Here is a 23,902-nt window from a genome sequence, read left to right as displayed (position 1 = left end):
TCGCCTTGACCTCCTGAAAGTTTTGTCATTTCGAGCAGAGCGAGAAATCTAAATTAATTAGCCGGTCAGTAGAGAAAACAACTATGAACTGGATTTCATCCAATTCATAGTTACAATTAAATTTCAATTCATTAGCAATAAATAAAACAAACAACTATCTGTTTATCATATTCTTGAAAGCCGAACCGAAAAACAAATAACTTGTATTTCCTCCAATGGTTCCTTCATTTTGACCCCATAGAAATGGCCAGTCGTCATAATTTTCAAAATGATCTGGTTGCCTGAATAAAATACCAGGTGCCACATTGCCCGGAATAAATGAAAAATCAGCTCTATTGTTGCCATAAAATACCTCTTTGGGACGAGCAGCTCCAATAGTGGCAACCAATGAATAATTGTGATATGGATGGCAACCATAAAGCCAGTTGGTTGTCTTGAAAGCATGGTTGGCATCAATGATGTCAGGATAATGCTTGTTGGCGAAACATATAGTGGTGCCAAAGTTCACAATGGCTCCACTCCCTGCCCAGTTTCCAAGTCCAATAGGTACTCCATATGGATTATCCTTTTCCAATTCTTCTATATAGTCTCTGTATTGTTCAACATATGGTCGTAATTCATCTTTGAAAGATTCGTGCATGTGTGGAATTCCGTGAAGTGCTGTTAAAAGCACAAATCCAACATTGCGATCGAGAGCTGGCCACAAAAGTTCCTTAAATCTATCAGCGTATTGTTGTTCACCTGTCGAAATAAAAAGTTGTAGATTGGTTGAAACATCCGCAAATCCACTTCCCCATATATTTGCTTCTTGCGTTTGATCAGTGCGTAATTCAGAAGCCTCCTCCAGCAATCTTTTTGACTGATAAAGTGCTCTTTCAGCTAAGTCGTCATTGTAACCTCTTAAAGCGCGGCTTGCTGAGGCGAACATAGCTGCTGCCCTAAGATCAAGATCAGGGTTGCGGCTTGTGAATGCCCACATATCATCTTTGACTCCACTGGATTTGCCGTCAGCAGCAATTTCATATGGTCCAAGTTCAGGATTATAAGGTAGTCCGTCGGTTATGGAGACGGCATCTCCAAGGTGATGATAATTATAGAGAACTGAATTAGAAAGAGCTTGCGCCATGTGGCCGATGATTTCTGCCTGCGCTACCAACTGCATAGTTCCATGTTCAATAAACTGCAAGATATCAGGTACTCCATCTGGTCGATGAAGTAGGACATAACGCTGATCCTGATCAACAAAGGTTTGGTCTCGTTGCGGTTTGAAATACTCCCATGTCTGGACAAAATTCTGAACCACGCTGATATTGGATCTGGTTTCAATATCAAAATCTCCGGCATCAAAAAAGCCTCCAATATTTAAGCCCGGAATCAGTTCCAGAGCTTCATATTCAGTATCCGTTGTTGGCCCCTGCCAATGAAGATCAAAATGGTCTGTATCCGGTGGAGCTTGTAAATATCCTTCTTTAAAAGGCTCTCCGTGCCACACCCGGTATGCTTCTTTAACATATACATGATTCATATGTATTGGAATCCAGATATCGCTGGTGGCATCGGTAATTTTATCATAAACATTTTCTCCTATGATAAAATTGTTTGTTATTAAGTCGCCATACTGAATGTAATAGATCCCTGGTTCGTCAACTGAAGTAAAATCAAACTTCACATAGTGATATTTGAAATAATCTCCCCATTCTTCAATATTCCCTGTATATACTCTGGATGAACTTCCATCTTTGTTTACTTTGAAAATGGATGCTCTTGAAAGCGGTCTATCTTTCTTGTCGAGTTCAATTACAGAAACTTTTGGTTGTGATGGCAAATAACCTACTTGTGAGAAACCAATGTTCGGTTCCCTGATCCAACCTTCAATTGCATTAGGTTCAATGGTCCAGGTTAAAACTTTACCCGTTTTTCCAGCAGGAAGTAAACTGCGAACAACATACCAGCCGTTTTGAGCAAGAATGCGGCCATCAAAAAGCATCAGATCGGCATCATGGGATGTGATTTTCACCATTCGCTCAGGATCATCTGGTGCCATAAGGAAATTGCGGCCTGTTTCCAAAGGAAGTGGATCAATAAAAGTACCGGTTCCCCTATCATCAGCTGTTACATATCCCTTGTATTGTTCTATTTTCTCGCTGTTTGGTCTTGTAATAGTATTTCCTACAGCATAACGCGGAAACCGATCAATTCGACCATCCATAATAAAGGTTTTGCCCCAATATTGTGAAGGGAGAAACTCCAGATTAAATCCGGCAGCCCCTTCGAGTTCAACAGGTATAGGCTCATCCAGGTAAACAGATATCTCAACACTTTGACCTTTTGCTTTAACAACAACACGTGAATCAAAATCGTACTGTTCGTATCTTAATTTTGCTTCTATGCTTTTATCCTCAAAATTCACGGTACGTTCCGGAATATCAGGAACAAGGTCCCATTGCTCCGGGGTATTTGATAGTCTGACCGCTCCTCCTTGTGAAGTACGAACACCATGGTGAATAATTTCAATGCCAGCAGTCTTCTCGTCATTAAATCCTCCTGTAAAGAGGTTGCTATAAACAAGGACGTTGACACCTTGTCTTTCAAAATACTCAAGTTCGTTGAGCTTGAGTTTCTGAGACGAATCAGTATTGCAGGCTGATAAAAACAACACTACAATGAATAAAAATGTAAATCTTTTCATCTGTTTATAATTTGTTTTTTTGTTGCCAGATGGAACTCGCCAGATAATCATCCTTACTTCAACCGGGCTCAGTACATCGCCTGTGTGAGAACTCTTTCTCATGGCTCGTTTCATGTGTTAATAATTTGTTTTTTAAGGTTCCCGAGTACTAGGGAGAACTCTTCCAGAAGCCTTGGGATAAAGATCTATAATCTATAGAACTCTTTGAAAACTAAATTAAACAGTTACTATAATGAGAAATAGAATTGAATTCCTTAACGCTATCATAAAACTAATTAAAAAAATCCAAAATAAACAAAAATATCCTATCAAACGATTTCTTATCACCAAATACAAATGACTGTTTTAGATATTGAACCTTCTTAAAAAGGTCATTTTTCATTCTTCCAGTAACAATGCAGGTATATTTTATAAAGCATATATTTACAGACAAAAAGCCGCATGAAAATTAAATCTTCATGCGGCCATTGTTAATTGATAAACTGAAATCATTCTAATTTTGTCGGGGTGGCGGGATTCGAACCCACGGCCTCCACGTCCCGAACGTGGCGCGCTACCGGACTGCGCTACACCCCGTTGATTTTTTCGCAAAATTAAAAAATTATTCAATCGTGCAACTAAAATCCAAAGATTATGTACATTTTTGTAAAAATTCACCTAAAATCTATCAACAAAAACAGATTCTTGTGATCTTTTGTCATTAAGGCATCTTTTAAAATAAACGCATCGAAGCATAATGTTTAATTGGATCAAAATATCTTATTCACAATTTATCAGAATTCTCAAACGAGCCATTGCATGGGAGAGTAACCCTAAAAACCTCTCCTTGTATCTTCTCAAGCAACTACTTCTCGTCAGCATTATGCTTTGCTTGGCCTGCATTTTTGGCAACCACATGATTGGAATAGATCAGGTGGTTACAAACCACCTGATTTTTGTTGGTGCATGGTTATCTGCCGCATACATATTAATTCGTTCTTTCAATTTTACACACCTTGGGATTATTCTCTTTTTAGCGACCATGTTTTACCTTTTAAACATGTTGTGGTTTTTAAACGGTGGCTCTTATGGACCTACAATTCTGATTTTTCAGATATTCTTTGGTCTGGTGATCTTTACAATAAGTAATAAAATCGCATTAATTGTGGCCTCAGTTTTTGCTGTCAATATAGCTTTCCTGTTTTGGATCGAATATAATCATCCACACCTCATCTCCGGGTACACCGGACATGAACAACGTTTCTGGGACATTGCCATGGTAACCTTTTTATTCTTTTTCGGAGGGCTCCCGCTTCTGGCTTTTGGGAAAAGATATTTTCAAAAGGAGAAAGAGCGTGCAGAGCAATCGGAGCGAATAAAAACGGCTTTTATAGCAAACATGAGTCACGAAATAAGAACTCCAATGAACGCAATCATAGGTTTTACAGAACTGCTTGAGACCAATGATGTAACCAAAGAGGAAAAAAAAGAGTTCGCAGGAATTATAAAGGAGAATGGTGATATTTTACTGCACCTCATCAATAACATCATGGATATTTCCAAACTGGATGCCAGACTGGTTGAAGTAAAATATTCCGAAATAGATGTGGAAGCATTAATTGATAAGCTTTATAAAGCTTATCATCCATTAGTGGGAGAAGGTATCAGGTTAACAACCATGATTCATCCCAACCAAAGCAGGATTTATATTGAATCAGATTATCTATTGCTATATCAGGTATTCTCCAATATCCTGAACAATGCCATCAAACACACCGAAAAGGGAGAGATCAAGTTTGGTCTGATATTAAACGAAAAACTCACGTTTTTCGTTTCTGACACAGGATCAGGAATTCCTCCTGAAAAACAGGAGTTTATATTTCAGAGATTTTCTCAACTCCGACCCAACTCTCCCATCAACAAAAATGGTGTAGGTTTGGGATTATCCATCTGTAAGAGCATTATGGATTTATTAGGGGGATCCATTCACCTTCAGTCCGATGGAAAAAGTGGAACCACCTTCTATTTTAATCTGCCACTTGATGTGATCGTTTTTAAAAACATAAGGTGGTGGGATAAAAATCTCACTGGGGTATAACTGCAGTATATCGTTAGTCCCGAGATATTCGGGATTAGATATAAGATTTATAGACTGAAAAACAAGTCGATATAGATAATTAGGATCTAAATTAAACAGTTACTAAAAGTAATTATCAACACCTGCTATCCCCTCAAATCTTACTGTTAAGAAGGTTCAACATCGTTTAAATTCACAGTTTTCCCAACGACAACCGAAATGGTTGCGTCACCAGTAACGTTTACCATCGTTCTAACCATATCAAGAATTCTATCAACTGGTAAAATAATGGCTATCCAGGCCGGATTGAGACCAACGGAAGTTAAAACCACCATGAGCATAACTATTCCGGCTCCCGGAATGGCAGCAGCTCCAATGCTTGCCAATGTGGTGGTCATCACAATGGTTAATTGCTGAGCAAAAGAGAGATCAACCAAGTGCATCTGAGCCAGAAATACTACAGCTACGGCCTGATACAAACTTGTCCCGTCCATGTTGATGGTGGCACCAATAGGCAAGACAAAACTTGTCACTTTCTTATCAACTTTTAAATTTTCCTCAACACATTCCAACGTAACCGGAAGTGTCGCTGCGCTACTGCTGGTAGAGAATGCAAGCATTTGAGCGGGACTAATTCCACGGAGAAATTCACGGAACGTCATATTCTTCACCAGCAAAGCCATCAAACCGGGATAAACGACAAAGGCCATAATCAGAAGGCCACCTAAAACCGAAAGACTATACCAGGTTAAACCGGCAAAAAGATCAAAAACCCTGGCTGGATCATCTCCTGCCATGTCGCTCACCAGGCCGGCCATTAAAGCAAAGACAAACAAGGGAGCCCCTCTCATCACCAAATCAACCATTTTTATGAAAGCATCTGCTATGGCATCCATAACATCCACAATGATCACTTTTTTATGATCGGTAATAAACAGAACCGAAACACCAAAAAAGATGGCAAAGAAAATTATCTGCAACATATTACGGTTATCGCCCATGGCAGAAAAAAGGTTTGAAGGAACCACCTCTTCCAGAAAAGTCAACGGACCACGTTCTGCTGCCTTACGTGCCACATCCAAACGGGCACGAACCGCTTCAATATCCTCATAACCTCTTCGCTGGGCAACTTCATCCAAAATGTCATTGTAAGCAGGATTGTTCATCATCCAACGGCCATCCATTGGAGTCATTCCTTCCGATTGCAACCACAATTCGTAATTGATGCGGTTTTCCACACGAGCATTCTCTTCAAACCCGCTTCCGGGTTTAAAGACATTCACAATTAACAACCCAAGGGAGATAGAGAATAAGGTGGTAAGCACATATAAACCCATGGTTTTTCCACCCAGCTTCCCCAAATTTTTTGGATTACCCAAACGAATAATTCCTCCAATGATGGAAAAAAACACCAAAGGAACTGCAATCAACTGTAACAGGTTTATAAAAATTCTGCCAAATGGTGCAATCCAATTGGATGTGAAACCTGACCATCCAAGGTATCCGCTCAATACCGCCCATACAATACCTGCAATCAGGCCAATAATAATCTGAATATAGAGCGGGATCCTCTTGGTCATTGATATCTGGTTTTAGAGATAAGATTTATTAATCAATAAAGCATCGGCAAGAACCATGGCAGCCATGGCTTCAACAATGGGAACAGCTCTGGGAACCACGCAGGGGTCATGTCTTCCCCTTGCCTTCATCACTATTTCATTTCCCTCTTTATCTACTGTTTTCTGGTCCTTCAATATGGTAGCAACTGGCTTAAAGGCCACACGAAAATAGATCTCCTCCCCGTTTGAAATACCTCCCTGAATACCACCTGAACGGTTTGTACGTGAGCGTACCTTTCCATCGCTTGTGTAAAACTCATCATTGTGAGCCGATCCAAGCATTTCTACAGCGCTGAATCCACTTCCGTATTCGAAGCCTTTTACTGCGTTAATACTCAACATGGCTTGTCCCAAACGGGCATGTAATTTATCAAAAACAGGATCACCCAAACCGGCTGGTGCGTTTTTAATAACACAGGAGACAACCCCTCCGATGGAATCATGTGCCATCCTTGTTTCGTCAATTTTTTCAATCATCACTTTGGCAATTTCCGGATCGGGACACCTTACAATGTTGGATTCAGCAACAGAAAGATCCATTTCGGTGTGCATCTTATCCAAACGAATGGTTCCAACCTGAGAAACATATGCCTGAACCGAAACACCTAGTTTTTTAAGCATTAACTTGGCAATGGCACCGGCAACTACCCGGGCAATGGTTTCACGAGCCGACGAACGCCCTCCTCCCCTGTGATCACGAATCCCATATTTTGTCTGATAGGTATAATCAGCATGCGAAGGACGATATATATCTTTCAAATTGTCGTAATCGCCAGACTTTTGATCCTTATTCCAAATCACAAAAGCCAATGGTGTACCTGTAGCTTTGCCATCCATTACACCAGAAATAAACTCCACCCGGTCGCTTTCATCGCGAGGTGTAGTTATTGCAGATTGCCCTGGACGGCGACGATCCAGTTCCTGTTGAATAAAATCTGCATCCAACTCCAGACCGGGCGCAACTCCCTCTATAATTCCTCCAACTCCTCTACCGTGCGACTCCCCAAAGGATGTCAGTTTATAAAGTGTTCCAAATGTATTTCCTGCCATTATTCAAATAGATTTTTCTTTAATCCTCAAAAATACTGCTAGAAATTGATTCATACAAAAAGTGAAGGGTGAATTCTCCCTGTATAAATGAATTAATTGCATTTGATGATGTTGTATAAAAAGAAAATACCATTCTGAAGAATTTCAGAATGGTATTGACTCAAATATTATATTTGCCGCATAAACCGGCGAAAAGAATCTTAAAACTAGCAACTACAACCTGAACCACACTGACCGGTATCACAACCAGCAGCGGCCATGATCTCCTCTTCAGTGGCTTCACGCACACCAATAATTGCTCCGGAAAAATGAAGATCGTCTCCGGCTAATGGATGGTTAAAGTCCATTTTTACAGTTTCGTCGGTAACCTCTAAAACCATACCGTTCATGCGATTTCCATTGGCATCCTGCATGGGAACGGAGTTCCCAACAGTCAACATTTCGTCATCAATTGATCCGTTTACTTCAAAAATATTTTTTGGCAACTCAACAATTGCATCCTGGTTAACATCGCCATAGGCCTCTGAACTTTTAAGTTCAAAATTAAAATCATCGCCTGCTTTCAATCCGTCCAGCTTCGTCTCAAACATCTCAATCATGCGTCCTGCTCCGAACACGAATTCCAGCGGATTCTCTTTATTGGTTTCTTCGACCAACTCACCATCGGCTCCATTCAATCTAAGCTGATAGGTAAGTGATACAAATTTGTTTCTTCCAACTTCCATTATTCTCAATTTTTAAATTTAAAAAGATGACATCGTGAATACGATGATCATTCATAACAAATGAATTCACATTGTTGTTCATCAGTTCACAATACGAATCCATTACAAAGTAACAGAGAATTTGAATCTTATCAAAACTTATACTAAAAAAGTAAGTTTTTTAACAACATTTAAATGGTTGGTAGGAATAGGGTTGAAGGGTTGAAAGGTAAGAGGGTTTAAGGTTCAAAGTTTAGGGTTGCATCGGGGAGGGAAGTTAAATGTGTAGATCAAATGGTTTTTATGTGAGTGATGTCCGGCTAAGATTTTTTACAATGATAATTATGTAATAGATTTCTCGCTTCGCTCAAAATAACAAGCTCTTACGCTGTGAGAGTTTTTATATACCATATTCGACCCAGCCACTTAACAATTGTCAGATTATGGGAATAAATAGACACCATAAAAGAACATCAGTCTATTTTCTTCGTCCACACAAAAAACGTCAACAAAAGATGTTTGATAATATAAACCGTCTCTGAGTTTTATTAGTTAAATTTGTGCTTGAATTTTAACTCTGAATCCTTCGAGATTGAGTATCATGAGAATGAGAACAGGTTAATTGTGATCCATATCATAGCAATGTTTTAGATTTCTTATATCTTAAAATCTTTAAAACAGATTGATATAAACTTGAACAGCCGCTAAGAATTCTGGATGTCCGTTTTAAAAAAACCATTAGACAATAGCAAAACATGCAGGGTAAGGTTGTAATAATTACTGGCGCTTCTTCAGGTATAGGCCTGGCTTGTGCCAAGGAATTTGCCGCAAGAGGAGCTTATTTATCATTAGCAGCACGTTCCATTGATCAACTCAACATTCTTAAGGAAGAACTGGAATCAAAAGCTCACAGGGTTTTGGTCACCCAAACCGATGTTGGTATCGAGCAAGAGTGTAAAAATCTGATTGACCAAACCATTAAGAGCTATGGAAAAATAGATATTCTTGTCAACAATGCAGGAATATCCATGAGAGCCCTATTTAAAGACACAGAACTGTCTGTATTGAAGAAGCTGATGGATGTTAATTTTTGGGGAACCGTTTATTGCACCAAGTTTGCCTTACCATATTTGGTTGCGCAAAAAGGTTCGGTAGTGGGAGTTTCTTCCATCGCGGGATTCATAGGCTTACCTGGCAGATCCGGCTATTCTGCATCAAAGTTTGCCATGCATGGTTTTTTGGAAACCATACGAACAGAAAACTTAAAAAATGGTCTTCATGTATTGATCGCAGCTCCGGGATTTACCGCATCTAACGTACGAAAATCAGCACTTACTGGTAGTGGTACGCAACAAGGAGAGACGCCGCGGGCGGAAGAAAAAATGATGAGCGCTGAAGAGGTTGCCAAACACATTGGAAATGCCATAGAGAAACGAAAACGCACACTGGTATTGACATTTTTGGAAGGAAAATTCTCAGTATTTCTGAGAAAAATATGGCCATCTCTGGTTGATAAACTGGCCTATAACCATTTAGCCAAAGAACCGGATTCTCCCTTTACCCTCAATAATTAAAACTGAAATTTCAATTATGCTTATCAATAAAACCGAGATCAGAGTACGTTACGGAGAAACCGACCAAATGGGTATTGTTAATAACGCAGTTTATCCATCATGGTTTGAAATTGGCAGATCTGAACTTTTTCGGGAAATTGGACTTCCATATAGCAAAATGGAAGAAGAGGGCATTATGTTACCACTATCAGAGCTTCAGGTTAAGTATAAACATCCGGCCAGATACGAGGAAATGCTTACCATTACCACCAGTCTGGAAGAGATGCCACTGGTAAGAACCACTTTTAAGTACATCATTCATAACAGCCTGGGAGAGCTTGTTGCCGAAGGGTCAACAACGCATGCATTTTTGGATGCAACAACCCGCAGACCGGGGCGAATTCCTGAAAAGCTAAAGGAACGACTCGAAAAGATGTTCTGAAAAAAGTTGAGTAGTTGTTTTTCGGTTGATTCAGACCATGCTTCTGATGAACCACACCATAAGAGCAATAATCACAAGAACAATGATGGTGGCTCCTGCTATCTTATTGATCCAAAAAAGACGTCGAAGATTTACTGCGGCCTGGAAAAAACCTACAATGGTAGTCAATAGAAGCCACCACGAAGATGCACCAATTAAAACTCCTCCTACAAGCGTTAACTGGCCAGCCAGGCCCATGGCCGGATCCACAACCCGTAAACCTGCAAAAAAGGCCAAAAACAAAAATAGGGCCAAAGGATTACTGATTGTCAGCAACATCGTTGACAAAAAATCATGTAAATAACTGGATTTTCGGCGTCTTTGACGTCGAAGTTGCACAGCAGGGTTACTTCTGAAAATGTGTACGCCAAGTATTATTAATACCGTTGCGCCTATCAGCTGCATCCATATCACATGTTCTTCAATAAATGCAACAATGAATGAAAGACTAAATCCTGCAATAATGGCGTATATGGTATCAGATACAGCTGCTCCCAAACCGGAGACAAAACCCGACAAACGACCTCGTTGCAGAGTTCTCTGGATGCACAACACACCTATGGGGCCAAGTGGAACTGATGCAGAAAAGCCCACAATTATTCCATCAATTACAGGATTCATGTTCATTTTACAAATATCTGAAAAATGTTTCTGATGAAAACCTATAAAACAAAAAAAGAGGCGCTATGCACCTCTTTTTATATTATAAAAACTCTACCTCTACTTCGTAATCAAATTAATATCATCAAGTAATTTATCCCTGTACGATTTTCCGATTGGAATAATTTTATTTCCAGTATCGGTTTTAATAATAACTGAGCTATCCTCAATGGCTTTAATCTTATTAAAGTTTACGATATATGAACGATGAATACGCATAAACTTATCTGAAGGCATTCTTTCTGCAATGGACTTCATTGTAAAGTGAATGGTGAATTTTTCTTTAAAAGTATTCACCACAACGTAATTCTCAAGGGCTTCAATCCAAAGAATATCATCGTACTTAACACGAACCAGTGAGGAGTTATTCTTAATAAAAATTTCTGTACTTTCCTTTACGGGGCTCTCCTTCTTTTCGAATCGTTCCCTGGCACGATTCACCGCTTTTATAAAGCGACCGTATTGAACCGGCTTTAGCAGATAGTCTGTAACGTCGTACTCGTATGATTCCAGAGCATATTTTTCCTCTGAGGAGTAGATAATAACCTGTGGAATGATATTTAAAGCCTTAAGAAACTCTATTCCAGACATCTCAGGCATTTCAATATCAAGAAATATCAAATGTACAGTTTCACAGTCCGGAGTATTCAATTTATTGACAGCCTCCACAGCACTCGAAAACGTACCGAGAAGTCTTAAGCCTTCAGTTCTTCCAACAAATTCCTCTATTATTTTAATAGACAGATTATCATCATCAACAATTATACAATTCATAGAGCCAGATTTTTCCCAAAAGTAGAAAATATTATCGTAAAAAAGATGACCAACACACTCTTTTTTTGGATAAATAAACAAATACCTTACACAAACATACGTAAAGTAAGTTATAATGGTTATATAAAATTTAGCATCGGACGACTTCGTGATGCAACATATCCTAAAAAAAAAATAGTAATAAAAAGAAAAAATGAAGTCTGCGCTCTACAAATCAATCAGTTATCAATATTCTCAATTTGATTAAAGAAACGATTCTCTATAATTTCATTTCGGGGAGTTGATTTTCGCAGCCAATTCAGCATTACCAACTCCTTTTCATGATCGGATAATTCCCAATGAATTGATGAATTTCGTAATTTCGATGTTACAGTTTGCAAAATAATGGCAACTGAAACAGATAAATTAAGACTTTCGGTAAAGCCAAACATAGGTATGGTTAAATATTCATCAGCCATTTCACTAGCCTCAGGAGAAACCCCTGTTAATTCGGTACCAAAAACAAAGGCAACGGGGCCTTTTGAGATATCAACATCCTGAATGGAGACGGCTCCTGGGTTTGGCGTAGTAACCACCAGGCGATAACCCTTCGATTTTAAGTCTTCAAGAGCTTTTTTCTTGTTGTTTTGGTGTTTTGTATATTTTGTTAGTGTTAGCCATTTAGAAGAACCCATGGCAACTTTTCGGTTTACAGAATATTCTGCCCGATCATCAACCAGATTTACATTCTGTACTCCAAAACAATCGCAACTTCTCAGCACTGCACTGATGTTGTGCGGATGGTCAATGTTTTCCATCAAAACAGTAAAGTAGTTTGTTCGTTGATCCAAAACCTTTTCAAAAGTACAAATCCTCTCTTCAGATTTCAGAGTCTTCAAAAACTCAATGAGTTTTTGCAACTGTTCACGGGTGAGCTCTTCAGGTTTACGCAACATGGCAAATATATTTTGTTTCAACCCCAAAAAAAAAGAGAGCCCATCAGGTACCCTCTTTTTCAAATTTTGAAAAAAATCTTCACTAGTTAACCGAATCAGTCAATTCGCTACCAGCTTTAAATTTGATTACTTTCTTCGCAGGAATGGTAATTTCCTTTCCGGTTTGAGGGTTACGACCGGTACGTGCGCTTCTCTCAGAAACACCAAAAGAACCGAATCCTACTAATGTAACGCGATCTCCTGATTTAAGAGCATCTCCAGTTACTTTTAAGAAAGCATCTAACGCTTTTTTCGCATCTGCCTTGGTTAGACCTGAGTCACCAGCAATTGCATCGATTAATTGAGCCTTGTTCATAATAAAAATTTAATTTTAGGGTTAAAAACTAGGTTTTTAATCTTACCATCACAAATATAGAGTATTTATAGTGTCTTCCAAATTTAGAAGCAAAAAAAATGCATTTTAGAATGCATTTTTTTTGTTGGAAACCCTTTCAGAATGTCCTTTGTAGCAGGAAACGATATAAAAAATGCCTATCGTTCAAATCAAATAACACTCTGTAAATCAACAATATGCCAATTCACAAAAAGTGTAAATTTTGGTTTAGATATGCAGATATTTTGTAAGACATCATTTTCATTAAAAAATGATGAGATGGCTCTTTTTTTAATGGAATGTAACTTAACTATTTTTGCTAAACCAACACGATGTTATTTCTTTTGCACACCTGACGCATTTCATCGGGCCATATACTGGCCTGAATTTCACCAACATGAGCTTTTCTGAGAAAAAACATGCAAAGTCTGGACTGGCCTATGCCACCACCTATACTTAATGGAAGTTCGTTATTTAAAAGTCGTTGATGAAACATCAGCTCCATGCGCCTCTCTTCATTTCTATGCTTAAGCTGACGTTTTAATACTTCAGCATCAACTCTTATGCCCATGGATGATATTTCGAAGGCTTTCTTTAGAATCGGATTCCATAATAATATGTCCCCATTTAAGCCGATGAAATTATTTACAGTTGGAGTGCTCCAGTCGTCGTAATCCGGAGCGCGTCCATCATGTGGCTCTCCGCAGGGCATATCACCGCCTATACCTATAACAAATACTGCCCCGTATTTACGGGTAATGGCATCTTCCCGATCTTTAGAACTTAAGTTGGGATACATATCATACAACTCTTCTGCATGTATGAAGGTAATTTCTTCGGGCAAAATTGGTTTAATATTCGGATACTTTTCATACACGACAAATTCAGTGCGCTTCATCACTTCAAATATTCGCACGACCACAGATTTAAGGTAATCAAGATTGCGATCTTTTTCCCGAATGTGGCGTTCCCAATCCCACTGATCTACATAAATTGAATGGGTATTGTCCAGATCTTCATCCGGACGAATGGCGTTCATGTCTGTGTATATTCCATATCCAGGCTCAATTTCATAATCGGCCAGCATCATACGTTTCCATTTGGCAAGACTGTGCACAACTTCAACTTCCCTGTTACCCATACCACGAACCGGGAATGTAACCGGACGCTCTTTCCCTGATAAATCATCGTTCAGCCCGGTACCTTTTAATACAAAAAGTGGGGCTGTTACGCGTCTCAAACGTAAATCAGCCGACAAAAATGTTTGAAATGAATCCTTAATGATCGTTATCGCATGTTCTGTTTGCTTCAGATCGAGCAATGATTTATAATTCTCCGGAATATAGAGTAAATCTCTCATGTTTTCAGTCAGATTGGCTTGATGCCTTTGTTATTAAAATCAATCACTAAAACGCAAAATTAGATTCATTTTATATCAATTCAAAATTAAAACCATAATTTATTAAATAATTTATAAGAAAAGTGCCTGATAATATTTCTATTCAGTAAGTTTAAATATCTGAAATTTTATCTTCCAAGAGTCGCAACCATAACTGCTTTAATGGTATGCAGACGATTTTCGGCCTGATCGAACACGATGGATGCAGGTGATTCAAAAACATCATCAGTAACCTCCATCCCATCCAGACCGAATTGTTGGTATATAGCCTCTCCTGTTTTGGTTTCCCTATTATGGAAAGCCGGCAAGCAGTGAAGAAAATAACACTTTTCATTGCCGGTTAGATCCATGGTACGTCGGTTAACCTGGAACGGTTTTAGAAGATCAATCCGATCTTTCCACACCTGAGCAGATTCACCCATGGACACCCATACATCGGTATATATAAAATCTACACCTTTAACGCCAGCTTCCAGATTATCGGTAATGGTAATTTTCCCTCCGCTGTTTCGAGCCATTTCCTCACATTTATGTACCAGACTCTTTTCCGGTTGAAGCGATCGTGGACCGACAATCCGCATATCCATCCCCATTTTCGCTCCACCAACCATTAATGAGTTGGCCATATTATTTCTTGCATCACCCAAATATGCCATCGATACTTCATTCATAGGACGTTCGCAATGCTCCCTGATTGTGAGGAAGTCAGCCAACACCTGAGTAGGATGAAACTCATCGGTTAAACCATTCCATACCGGAACGCCGGCATATTTCGCAAGCTCTTCAACCACACTCTGACCATAACCCCGATATTGAATGGCATCATACATTCTTCCTAAAACCCTGGCCGTATCTTTCATGGACTCCTTCTCTCCTATCTGTGATCCGGAAGGAGCCAGATAGGTGACATTTGCTCCCTGATCGTATGCAGCAACTTCAAATGCACAACGCGTTCTGGTTGAACTTTTCTCAAAAATCAAAGCAATGTTCATCCCCTTCAGCATTTGAACTTCGGTGCCATTCTTCTTGGTGAATTTCAAGCGCTCGGCCAGTTCCAGAAGATACAAAAGCTCATCGGATGTAAAATCCAATAGGGTTAAAAAATGACGATTCCTTAAATCTTTATGCATAGCAGTCAGGTTTTATATTATAATAGTTAGTTAATCTTATTTATCCACCTAATATTCAAGCATTTACAAGTTCACTGTAATATTACACAATCAGCTGATAAGCTGATAATAAAAATCTTACTTGCATCTGATATCTAATCCCGAATGTCTCGGGAAAAGTCTAACGAATTATTGCGCAATAGATACATCAACTATAAAATTACTGAATATTTAAGAGATATCGAAACAGACAGAATCAAAAAACAATTCTCAGAACAATACGGAATGGTTTTTGACCAAACTCATCCAAAAGCAGATAAACGGTTAAGGCTGCACGTCTAATTTTGCTATCTTTGACCTGCTATGAACGGGAATACACATATGACATTAAAGAACCACATAAAATTATTATCATTTGTATTGATCATCACTGTTTTATCAGGTTGTAAATTCGATCGAAGGCCTGCAGCAGAGAAAGGCATTACAGAAGGTACCATCATCTATAATATTACTTATCCGGAACAGGTCAGCAACGCGCTTTCCTTTTTGTTTCCCAACCAGATGTCTCTTCATTTTAGTAATGGAAATCAAAGAATCATGTTCAAAGGCAACATGAACTTATACGCTCTTGATTTTATCCACAACCAGGAAAGCGACAGCTTCTACACACTCCTAAAAATTCTGGAAAGAAGAATATATGTTCCAAGCTCCAAGTCTGATAATATGTTCATTTTTGATGATGACCATTCAAGAAAAGTAGAATATATTAAAAATATGGAGAAAGAGATCGCTGGTTTCACCTGTCATTTGGCACAAATACCTTCAGATAAAGCCGGTAGCCCGGAGATCAGTATCTGGTATTCCAACGAAATTGGAATGGATAACCCCAACCGCAATACTCCATTCGACATGATACCGGGACTCATTATGGAATTCCAGTTAACTTACGAAAACGTAATCTTTCACCTTGAAGCACAAAGAGTCGTTGAAGAATCTCATCCTGATTATTTTTTCATGGTGCCGGCCAATTACGAACAATCTTCACTTGAAGAAGTTGAAGAGTTGATTAAAACAGTTTTCAACTGATCCAATAAAGCAGTAAATCTTTCCGTTATTATCTTCATAAATAGTAAATGCTTTACTATTTTTACAAGTTGATTTTAACCTGTATAGTTGTCCGGGGTTGAACTTCGTTTCACCAAATATCTGTAATAATAAATAATACAGTTAAAATATCCGGCTCGCTACAGTTATAAAAACCATTATACTCTGAAACATAAATTTATATATGGCATCAAAATCCAAAAAAAACAGAACAGGAAACGGAAAACGAAGATTCAAAAATCCACTGACATCCCTGAAAGAGAGTTTTAAGAATTACAAATTCAGGTTTGCCACGGGTTTAATCATTGTTGCTTTTTCATTCTACCTGGCTGTTGCATTTTTCTCTTTTTTTAATTCTGGATATGCCGATCGCAGCAAGTTCGATCTCCCATTTGTTGATTTAATTAAAGATACATCCATACAGGTGGATAATGTGACAGGGAAAATAGGTGCCTGGTTTGCAGATTTAATGGTAAATAAATGGTTCGGATTGGCTTCGTTCTCTTTCGTCTTTTTACTTTTTGTTACCGGATTCAGACTATTGGGTGCACGAATTTTGCCTCTGAGCAAAACCTTGATTCACGCGTCAATTATTACAATATGGGTCTCAGTTTCTATGGGTTTCTTTTTTATGGAAACCATGGAAGACAAATACCTTCTTCTTGGTGGTGCCCATGGATTTCACGTGAGCGACTGGCTCATTTCTACTATCGGGCACATTGGAACATTTATCCTGATCCTAATCTCACTGGTGATATACCTGACGGTAAATTTTGAATGGTTTCTGATAAAATTCAGAAAGCTGATTGGCAAAGACCTATCCACTTTAAAAGAAAATGATTTTGTTGATACCGCGATGACGGTTTCTGATGGTGAAGCAGATAATAATGAGCAGAACAATGCAAGGGAAGCAGACGAAAACATCTCTGAACCCATCTCTTCTGTCAAGACAGAAGAGACTGATGATGAGATTCAATTTGACATCAAACCCGCAAAGAAATTTGAAGCGCCCCCATTAGAGCATCCCGATAATGAGCTTGAACTAAAAATTGAAAAAGCAGCATCTGAAGAAATTATTCATACCGGTGAGAACAAGCCGCAGGGTGATTATGACCCAACGCTTGATCTGTCATCATACATCATGCCCTCATTTGATTTGCTGGATGATCACAAAAGTGGACAATCACAGGTAACAGAAGAGGAGTTAATCTATAATAAAAATAAGATTGTAAAAACTCTGGAGGATTACAAAATCCAGATAAAAAGCATCAAGGCGACCGTTGGTCCAACCGTCACGCTTTACGAGATCGTTCCCATGCCGGGGGTGAGAATCTCGAAAATCAAAAACCTGGAGGATGACATCGCCCTCTCGCTGGCAGCACTGGGCATCCGGATCATTGCCCCCATCCCGGGAGAAGGAACCATTGGGATAGAAGTTCCCAACTCAGAACCGCAGGTGGTTTCCATGAAGTCGATCATTACTTCTCGAAAATTCCAGAACACCAAATTCGAATTGCCGGTGGCATTGGGAAAAACCATCTCAAATGAGACTTTCGTTTTCGACCTGACCAAAGCTCCTCACCTTTTGGTTGCGGGTGCAACCGGACAGGGTAAATCAGTGGGTTTGAATGCCATCATCACTTCGCTTCTGTATAAAAAACATCCATCGCAGTTAAAATTTGTTTTAGTGGACCCCAAAAAGGTGGAACTTAACATATACAGCAAAATAGAGCGACACTTTCTGGCAAAACTACCCGATGAGGAAGAACCCATCATCACGGATGTTCAACGGGTGGTAAATACTTTACACTCGCTCACCATTGAGATGGAAGATCGTTATGATCTTCTCAAAAAAGCACACACCCGAAATATTAAGGAGTATAACCATAAATTCATTAAAAGAGAACTGAACCCCGAAAAGGGACACCACTTTTTACCCTACATCATTGTCATAATTGATGAGTTTGCCGATTTAATCATGACAGCAGGGAAAGAGGTAGAATTGCCCATCGCCCGAATAGCACAGCTTGCAAGGGCTGTTGGAATTCACATGATTATTGCAACTCAGCGACCTTCCACCAATATCATAACTGGCGTAATTAAAGCCAACTTCCCTACAAGGATTGCATTTAAAGTGGCATCCATGATAGACAGTCGCACCATTCTTGATTCGCCCGGTGCAAACCAGCTGATTGGACGCGGAGATATGCTTATTTCGCAGGGAAGTGACCTAATCAGGGTGCAATGCGCATTTGTCGACACGCCGGAGGTGGAAAAGGTAAATGATTTCATTGGTCAACAACGGGGCTATCCAACAGCCATGCATCTGCCCGAATACGTGGGAGAAACCGGAACCCAGGAACCCGGTGAGGTGGATCTCTCCAAACGTGATCCCATGTTTGAGGAAGCCGCAAGAGTTGTAGTGGCCAACCAAAGCGGCTCAACATCCCTGATTCAGCGCCGGTTTTCAATTGGATATAACCGTGCCGGAAGAATCATAGACCAATTGGAGGCAGCCGGTGTGGTGGGCCCATTTGAAGGAAGTAAAGCAAGACAGGTTCTGGTGAGTGATGAGTTGGAATTGGAACGAATGTTTGAAATGTTGAGATAGATTGGACCATAATAAATGGAATGATTATTGTTTTAGGAAGAACGGAGACCGGAGATGGGAGACCGGAAACAGGAACTGTAAGAAAGGTGGAATGGTAATAAGGTGAGAAGGTTTTAAGTTCTAAGTTTTAGGTTCAAAGTTTAAGGTTCAAAGTTTTAAGTTTACGGTTCAAAGTTTTAAGTTTACGGTTCAAAGTTTTAAGTTCTGTCTAACCCTAAACCATCAACCCTAAACCCATAAACCATAACTGAACACTGGTAACTGAACACTGGTAACTGATAACTGAAATTTGAAAACTAACATATGAAACGAGCCATGAGAATCGCCAGATCGACGAAGTCAAAGCTTTTCTCACACAGGCAAAGTACTGAGCCCTGTCGAAGTAAGAATGACTGGATTGGCGAGTTCTCCCGAGTACTCGGGAACCTTAAAATACAAATTATAGACACATGAAAAAAATTATAGCAACATCACTGATTTTATTTTCAATATTGGCCATGGCCACTAGCCAGGATCCGGCAGTATTTCGTGCCCGAGAAATTCTTGATAAAGTATCGGAAAAAACCCGAAGCTACAAGACCATCAAAGCTGATTTTACCTTTACGCTTGATAATCTGCAAGCGCAGGTTACAGACTCCCATGATGGTTCAATTCTGATAAAAGGGGATAAATTCAAGATAGACCTGATGGGTGTGGAAACGTTTAATAACGGGAATACCATGTGGATGTTTATGCGTGATGTTAACGAGGTAAATATTTCAGACCCTGAAATGATGGAGGATGACCTACTGAATCCCGCAACTATTTTCACCATATATGAAGAGGGTTTTCGATACATACATGCAGGGGAATCCACCATCAAAGGTAAAACTGTGGACATCATTGATCTGTTTCCGGATAAAAGAAATCAACCTTACACACGCATCAAACTCTATATCTACCGGGATAGTCTGCAATTTGCCAAAATAGAACAGATAGGTCGTGATGGAACCAACTATATCATAGACATTAATAAAATGGAGACAAACCTGACGGTAGATGATTCCACCTTTAGTTTCGATGCTAGCAAGCATCCTGGCGTTGAAGTGGTTGATTTACGATAATCATTAAATAAAAGTGCATTGTGTTTAAGTGGTTCATAGGTCTGGACAAGTTTGTTCCGGCATTGATTATAACCATCATTCTTGCCAGGTTCTTTCCGGGACCCGGTGTTTATAAGGGAGTTATCGACCTGCATAAAGCAGGAGACATTGGCATCACTCTGATATTTCTATTCTATGGTTTAAAACTGAATCTCAGGAAACTGCGTCAGGATTTAAGCAATTGGCGACTGCATTTGTTGGTACAATTTGCCACCTTTGTCTTATTTCCGCTGTTGATTCTTCCCTTACTGCAAACCATCGGAAAAAGCAGTGCCAATTATCTCATTTGGCTAGGATTTTTCTTTTTGGCTGCACTGCCTTCTACGGTATCCTCTTCGGTTGTGATGGTTTCGCTGGCTCGTGGAAATGTTCCGGGAGCCATTTTTAATGCAACATTTTCCAGTCTGGCCGGCATCATTATTACCCCTTTGTGGATGGGAATTGTCATTACCTCAGGCTCCATCGAATATGCCGAGTTCAGTGGAATAATTGTAAAACTGGTTCTTCAGGTGTTGGTTCCGGTAATAGCCGGAATTGTTCTAAACAGATTCTTAGGTGAATTATCTGCAAAAGGAGCTGCTAGGCTGAAGTTATTCGATCAAATGGTCATCTTGTTGATCGTCTATCGATCGTTTTCTGAATCCTTCTACTTAAAACTGTTTGAAAACACCGGTTCAGTGGATATCCTGCTGGTGGTCACAGGCAGCATAGCACTGTTTTTTGTGGTTTATGCTACCATCAAGCTGATATCCTCAAAACTCAAATTTAACAGGGAAGATACCATAACTGCACTGTTCAGTGGTTCTAAAAAGTCACTGATTCACGGAACAGTCATGGCTGGGATTATTTTCTCGGAAATGGCCGGAACTGGAGTCATTTTGATGCCCTTGATGGTATATCACACACTGCAATTGGTATTAACTGGTATCATTGCAAGAAGGAAGAGGAATCAGTTAAGAAAAGAGGAAACCCCTGTATAAAAACGAACGGGAATCATGAATTTACAGGGGTTTCAACTCTGGGGTAAAAAGAAGTCTTTATGCAAGGGGTAAACTTGCCAGTTTGCGTTCGGCCAGCCAATCCATAGCCGCCTGTTTTGACTCCAGACATCGCACATCGCGACCTGTGAGTTTGAGTACACCATTAAATACAATACGTCTCAATCCGTCAACTCCAATGATTGCACTCTGAAAGACATGATTCGCATTGCCTTTAACATACTCAACAAACAACTCTTTAATCTCTCCGTTAAAATGCATTCCCTCTATATTGGCCAGGTTTATCATGGACTTTGGAGGCTGACTGCGAATGAAGTTTTTACTCTCGTTGATAACTGCCTTAATCTCTTCTATGTTTTTCAGGTTGGAGAAATCTATATAAAAAATTCTCACTCCTTTACATTCAATAAAATCACATCGCTTCATAAAAAAAAGGAATTTATAAGTTTAGCGCTGACTGATGAATAATCTTTTAACTTCTCATTGGTTGTTTCCTGAAAGCCCAGTAACCGAAAACTTGAACCTTTGGGATATATTCATATGAAATGATTTAACTGAAATAAATCATAACCATAATTCTATTAAATATATATGAAGTTCATTTTAAGCAAAGTGTGTTTTTAACACACTAGTCTGATGCCTTTGTTTTTTCTACGATAAATTTATGAAATCGTTTGTGATTATATATTTTAAATTGACCAATACATTCTTTTTATTGACTATTGTCATGTTTTTTCCCATAAACATAATTTCTAATATCAATACTTTTAAGTATTGAATTACTTTATTGTCATATAAAAAGTTCAAAAAATAATTGAATAGGTATTGTTTGAATTTAGCCTGCTTTATTCATGAATTGTCGTATTGAGATGATCAAATACCAATAAATATGGACAACCGCAAAGAAAATTTATGAAGGGAATAATGAATTATTTTCAAATCAATTTTATTGAGGACGTCCAGATTTAGTAGGTAGTTGAGCATCGTAATAGATAATTTGTGAATAATGCAGGTTAGAAGCTTTTCCATCATATAACAGTATTAAATCCTAACTTAATGAATCCAAAAAGAACAAAAGAGAAAAATAAATGTTAGAGTCATGTAAATAATAAATCAAATTCATGGGAGCCAATATCGTATGTTTTTGTAACAGAATTACAAAAAAACAGCTTGAAAAAGCAATCATCAAACACTCCATAATCAACTTAAACGAACTCTCCTTAGCCACCGGAGCAGGAAGTTCATGCGGAAAATGCAGAATCAGTATGGAGCAAATATTAAAATCATCGATGGAAGCAATTCCGGATATGCAAATCAGAATTCCCTGGATCAACTAAAGCAATTGCAATGAACAGAGCCGAGTTTTTTCCCCACCGCATCATATCAAAAACAGATGTGACCAAATCCTCCTTCGTTTTGCGCTTAGAACGCAATAACTTGGAGTTTCGTACCGGTCAGCACATCAATGTAGGTCCGGTTGAGAACGGGTATACAAGAGAATATTCAGTATACAGTGGTGAGCACGATAACTATCTTGAAGTTCTTATAAAAGAGGTTAGCAATGGGTTTGTTTCCCCCCATCTTCGAAAACTCAATTCCGGGGATGTGGTTATGGTTGAGCCTCCTTTGGGATACTTTTTTTTACCGGCAGAGAATCTGCTCCAAAAGAAATTTCTTTTTGTCGCCACCGGCACAGGCATTGCTCCTTATCACAGCTTTATTAAAACCTGGTCGGATATTGACTATACCCTGTTGCATGGAGTAACCGATATATCTGAATCCATTCAACCCTCGTTCTACGATCCCAATCGATTGATATTATGCACCTCCCAATCGAACGAAGGCCATTTCAGTGGACGAGTGACAAAGTGGCTATCTGAAAATGATCTGCAAGGCTATGACCATATATACCTTTGTGGAAACCGGAACATGATCAATGATGTTTATAACCTGTTAAATGAAAAAGGGATAGAGAATGATAAAATATCTGCGGAAGCTTACTTTTAAGAATTAAAGATTTATTATTGTTTGATTAATTGATTGAAAAAGCAAAAAAGGCTGTCTTAAAATTTACATTAATAATTCATCCCTAAATGCCCCGTAGTTGACTTTAAGCCTGCCACTTGGGGGAAGATTGGGGGGGGGGGGGATAAAAGCCACACTGCTTGCAAAATTACAAATCACTACTGACGGACAATTTATGATGGATTTCTCGCTCTCCTCGAACTGATGAAACTTTCAGGAGACCAAGGACAGTTAGGGGGTGATGGCGGATTAGCCGCCATCACCCCCTAACCTCTTACAACGTAACAGTCTTTCATTTCGAGAGAAGCGAGAGATCTATTATATGGTTATCATTTAAAAAAAATCTTAGAGACTGTTTAAATTCAGTTCTGTGGGTCAATTAATAATCCTAAGATGTCAGGGCTACGCCCCTAAAACCATTAGCAAAATCTACTTCTACGAAGATATCAGGGCTACGCCCCTTTTTATTTGTATTGTAATCCCTAAGGGGCGATAGCCCTGTAATCTTTGTAGAATACAATTATTTGGTAAATCATAAGGGGCGTAGCCCTGTCATCTAAATATTTTTATCACAATTATGAATCCCTATACTTTTATCATTTGGTGTATAAATTATAGCC

Annotated in this window: 20 protein-coding genes and 1 tRNA gene; 9 read left to right on the top strand and 12 right to left on the bottom strand. The window is 39.1% G+C overall.

What is annotated here, in order from left to right:
- Positions 1-154: 154 nt before the first annotated feature.
- The gene (locus EV194_RS13345) at positions 155-2,803 is read right to left on the bottom strand and encodes a cellulase N-terminal Ig-like domain-containing protein (RefSeq protein WP_243699414.1); all 2,649 of its coding nucleotides are present in this window, start codon (positions 2,801-2,803) and stop codon (positions 155-157) included.
- A gap of 388 nt (positions 2,804-3,191) precedes the next feature.
- A tRNA-Pro gene (locus EV194_RS13340) sits at positions 3,192-3,265 on the bottom strand.
- Positions 3,266-3,425: 160 nt separating this feature from the next.
- Here EV194_RS13340 and EV194_RS13335 point away from each other — a divergent pair.
- On the top strand, positions 3,426-4,766 hold the full coding sequence (locus tag EV194_RS13335; RefSeq protein ID WP_132434537.1) for a sensor histidine kinase: 1,341 nt from the start codon (positions 3,426-3,428) through the stop codon (positions 4,764-4,766).
- 146 nt (positions 4,767-4,912) lie between these two features.
- Here the strand turns inward: EV194_RS13335 and EV194_RS13330 are convergent, their stop codons facing one another.
- The 3 genes from EV194_RS13330 to EV194_RS13320 all read right to left on the bottom strand — a co-directional run bounded on the left by EV194_RS13330 (position 4,913) and on the right by EV194_RS13320 (position 8,139).
- The gene (locus EV194_RS13330) at positions 4,913-6,325 is read right to left on the bottom strand and encodes a dicarboxylate/amino acid:cation symporter (protein WP_132434536.1); all 1,413 of its coding nucleotides are present in this window, start codon (positions 6,323-6,325) and stop codon (positions 4,913-4,915) included.
- 12 nt (positions 6,326-6,337) lie between these two features.
- Positions 6,338-7,414: a chorismate synthase gene (gene aroC, locus EV194_RS13325; protein ID WP_132434535.1), complete on the bottom strand. Its 1,077-nt coding sequence runs from the start codon at positions 7,412-7,414 to the stop codon at positions 6,338-6,340.
- A 206-nt stretch (positions 7,415-7,620) separates the two neighbouring features.
- On the bottom strand, positions 7,621-8,139 hold the full coding sequence (locus tag EV194_RS13320) for an FKBP-type peptidyl-prolyl cis-trans isomerase (protein WP_132434534.1): 519 nt from the start codon (positions 8,137-8,139) through the stop codon (positions 7,621-7,623).
- Between the two features lie 734 nt (positions 8,140-8,873).
- On the opposite strand from EV194_RS13320, the gene EV194_RS13315 reads away from it, so the two are divergent.
- Positions 8,874-9,692: an SDR family oxidoreductase gene (locus tag EV194_RS13315; protein WP_132434533.1), complete on the top strand. Its 819-nt coding sequence runs from the start codon at positions 8,874-8,876 to the stop codon at positions 9,690-9,692.
- A 16-nt stretch (positions 9,693-9,708) separates the two neighbouring features.
- On the top strand, positions 9,709-10,113 hold the full coding sequence (locus EV194_RS13310; RefSeq protein ID WP_132434532.1) for an acyl-CoA thioesterase: 405 nt from the start codon (positions 9,709-9,711) through the stop codon (positions 10,111-10,113).
- Between the two features lie 30 nt (positions 10,114-10,143).
- Here EV194_RS13310 and EV194_RS13305 read toward each other — a convergent pair whose 3' ends face one another.
- From EV194_RS13305 to argF, 6 genes are all read right to left on the bottom strand, one after another.
- Positions 10,144-10,779, bottom strand: a complete 636-nt coding sequence (locus tag EV194_RS13305) for a LysE family translocator (protein WP_132434531.1) — start codon at positions 10,777-10,779, stop codon at positions 10,144-10,146.
- Between the two features lie 93 nt (positions 10,780-10,872).
- Entirely contained in the window at positions 10,873-11,586 is a 714-nt protein-coding gene (locus EV194_RS13300) for a LytR/AlgR family response regulator transcription factor (protein WP_132434530.1), read from the bottom strand.
- Between the two features lie 218 nt (positions 11,587-11,804).
- Positions 11,805-12,521, bottom strand: coding sequence for a TrmH family RNA methyltransferase (locus EV194_RS13295; RefSeq protein WP_243699413.1), 717 nt, complete (start codon positions 12,519-12,521; stop codon positions 11,805-11,807).
- 82 nt (positions 12,522-12,603) lie between these two features.
- Positions 12,604-12,876, bottom strand: a complete 273-nt coding sequence (locus tag EV194_RS13290; protein ID WP_079557781.1) for an HU family DNA-binding protein — start codon at positions 12,874-12,876, stop codon at positions 12,604-12,606.
- A gap of 337 nt (positions 12,877-13,213) precedes the next feature.
- Positions 13,214-14,254: an aspartate--ammonia ligase gene (asnA, locus tag EV194_RS13285; RefSeq protein ID WP_132434529.1), complete on the bottom strand. Its 1,041-nt coding sequence runs from the start codon at positions 14,252-14,254 to the stop codon at positions 13,214-13,216.
- A 167-nt stretch (positions 14,255-14,421) separates the two neighbouring features.
- Complete coding sequence (argF, locus tag EV194_RS13280; RefSeq protein WP_132434528.1) at positions 14,422-15,423, bottom strand: ornithine carbamoyltransferase; 1,002 nt, start codon at positions 15,421-15,423, stop codon at positions 14,422-14,424.
- A 360-nt stretch (positions 15,424-15,783) separates the two neighbouring features.
- Between argF and EV194_RS13275 the strand changes: the two genes are divergently transcribed.
- The 4 genes from EV194_RS13275 (at position 15,784) to EV194_RS13260 (ending at position 21,239) form a co-directional block, all read left to right on the top strand.
- Positions 15,784-16,488 carry a hypothetical protein gene (locus tag EV194_RS13275; RefSeq protein WP_132434527.1) on the top strand — a complete coding sequence of 235 codons (705 nt, stop codon included), beginning with the start codon at positions 15,784-15,786 and terminating at the stop codon, positions 16,486-16,488.
- Positions 16,489-16,690: 202 nt separating this feature from the next.
- Positions 16,691-19,117, top strand: coding sequence for an FtsK/SpoIIIE family DNA translocase (locus EV194_RS13270; RefSeq protein WP_132434526.1), 2,427 nt, complete (start codon positions 16,691-16,693; stop codon positions 19,115-19,117).
- A gap of 449 nt (positions 19,118-19,566) precedes the next feature.
- A complete protein-coding gene (locus tag EV194_RS13265) occupies positions 19,567-20,220 on the top strand; it encodes a LolA family protein (protein WP_132434525.1) in 654 nt (217 codons plus the stop codon).
- A gap of 20 nt (positions 20,221-20,240) precedes the next feature.
- Complete coding sequence (locus EV194_RS13260) at positions 20,241-21,239, top strand: bile acid:sodium symporter family protein (RefSeq protein WP_207916049.1); 999 nt, start codon at positions 20,241-20,243, stop codon at positions 21,237-21,239.
- A 57-nt stretch (positions 21,240-21,296) separates the two neighbouring features.
- On the opposite strand, the gene EV194_RS13255 is transcribed toward EV194_RS13260, so the two are convergent.
- Positions 21,297-21,683, bottom strand: coding sequence for a hypothetical protein (locus EV194_RS13255; RefSeq protein ID WP_132434524.1), 387 nt, complete (start codon positions 21,681-21,683; stop codon positions 21,297-21,299).
- 695 nt (positions 21,684-22,378) lie between these two features.
- Here EV194_RS13255 and EV194_RS13250 point away from each other — a divergent pair.
- Both EV194_RS13250 and EV194_RS13245 read left to right on the top strand, forming a co-directional pair.
- Entirely contained in the window at positions 22,379-22,594 is a 216-nt protein-coding gene (locus tag EV194_RS13250) for a (2Fe-2S)-binding protein (RefSeq protein ID WP_132434523.1), read from the top strand.
- A 10-nt stretch (positions 22,595-22,604) separates the two neighbouring features.
- On the top strand, positions 22,605-23,264 hold the full coding sequence (locus EV194_RS13245) for a ferredoxin--NADP reductase (RefSeq protein ID WP_132434522.1): 660 nt from the start codon (positions 22,605-22,607) through the stop codon (positions 23,262-23,264).
- The last annotated feature ends 638 nt before the right edge of the window (positions 23,265-23,902 follow it).

It is taken from the genome of Natronoflexus pectinivorans, from assembly GCF_004345615.1.
Classification (GTDB): Bacteria; Bacteroidota; Bacteroidia; order Bacteroidales; family Marinilabiliaceae; genus Natronoflexus; species Natronoflexus pectinivorans.
Note: the sequence above shows the minus strand (reverse complement) of the source record. Positions and strands in the feature narration are given on the sequence as shown.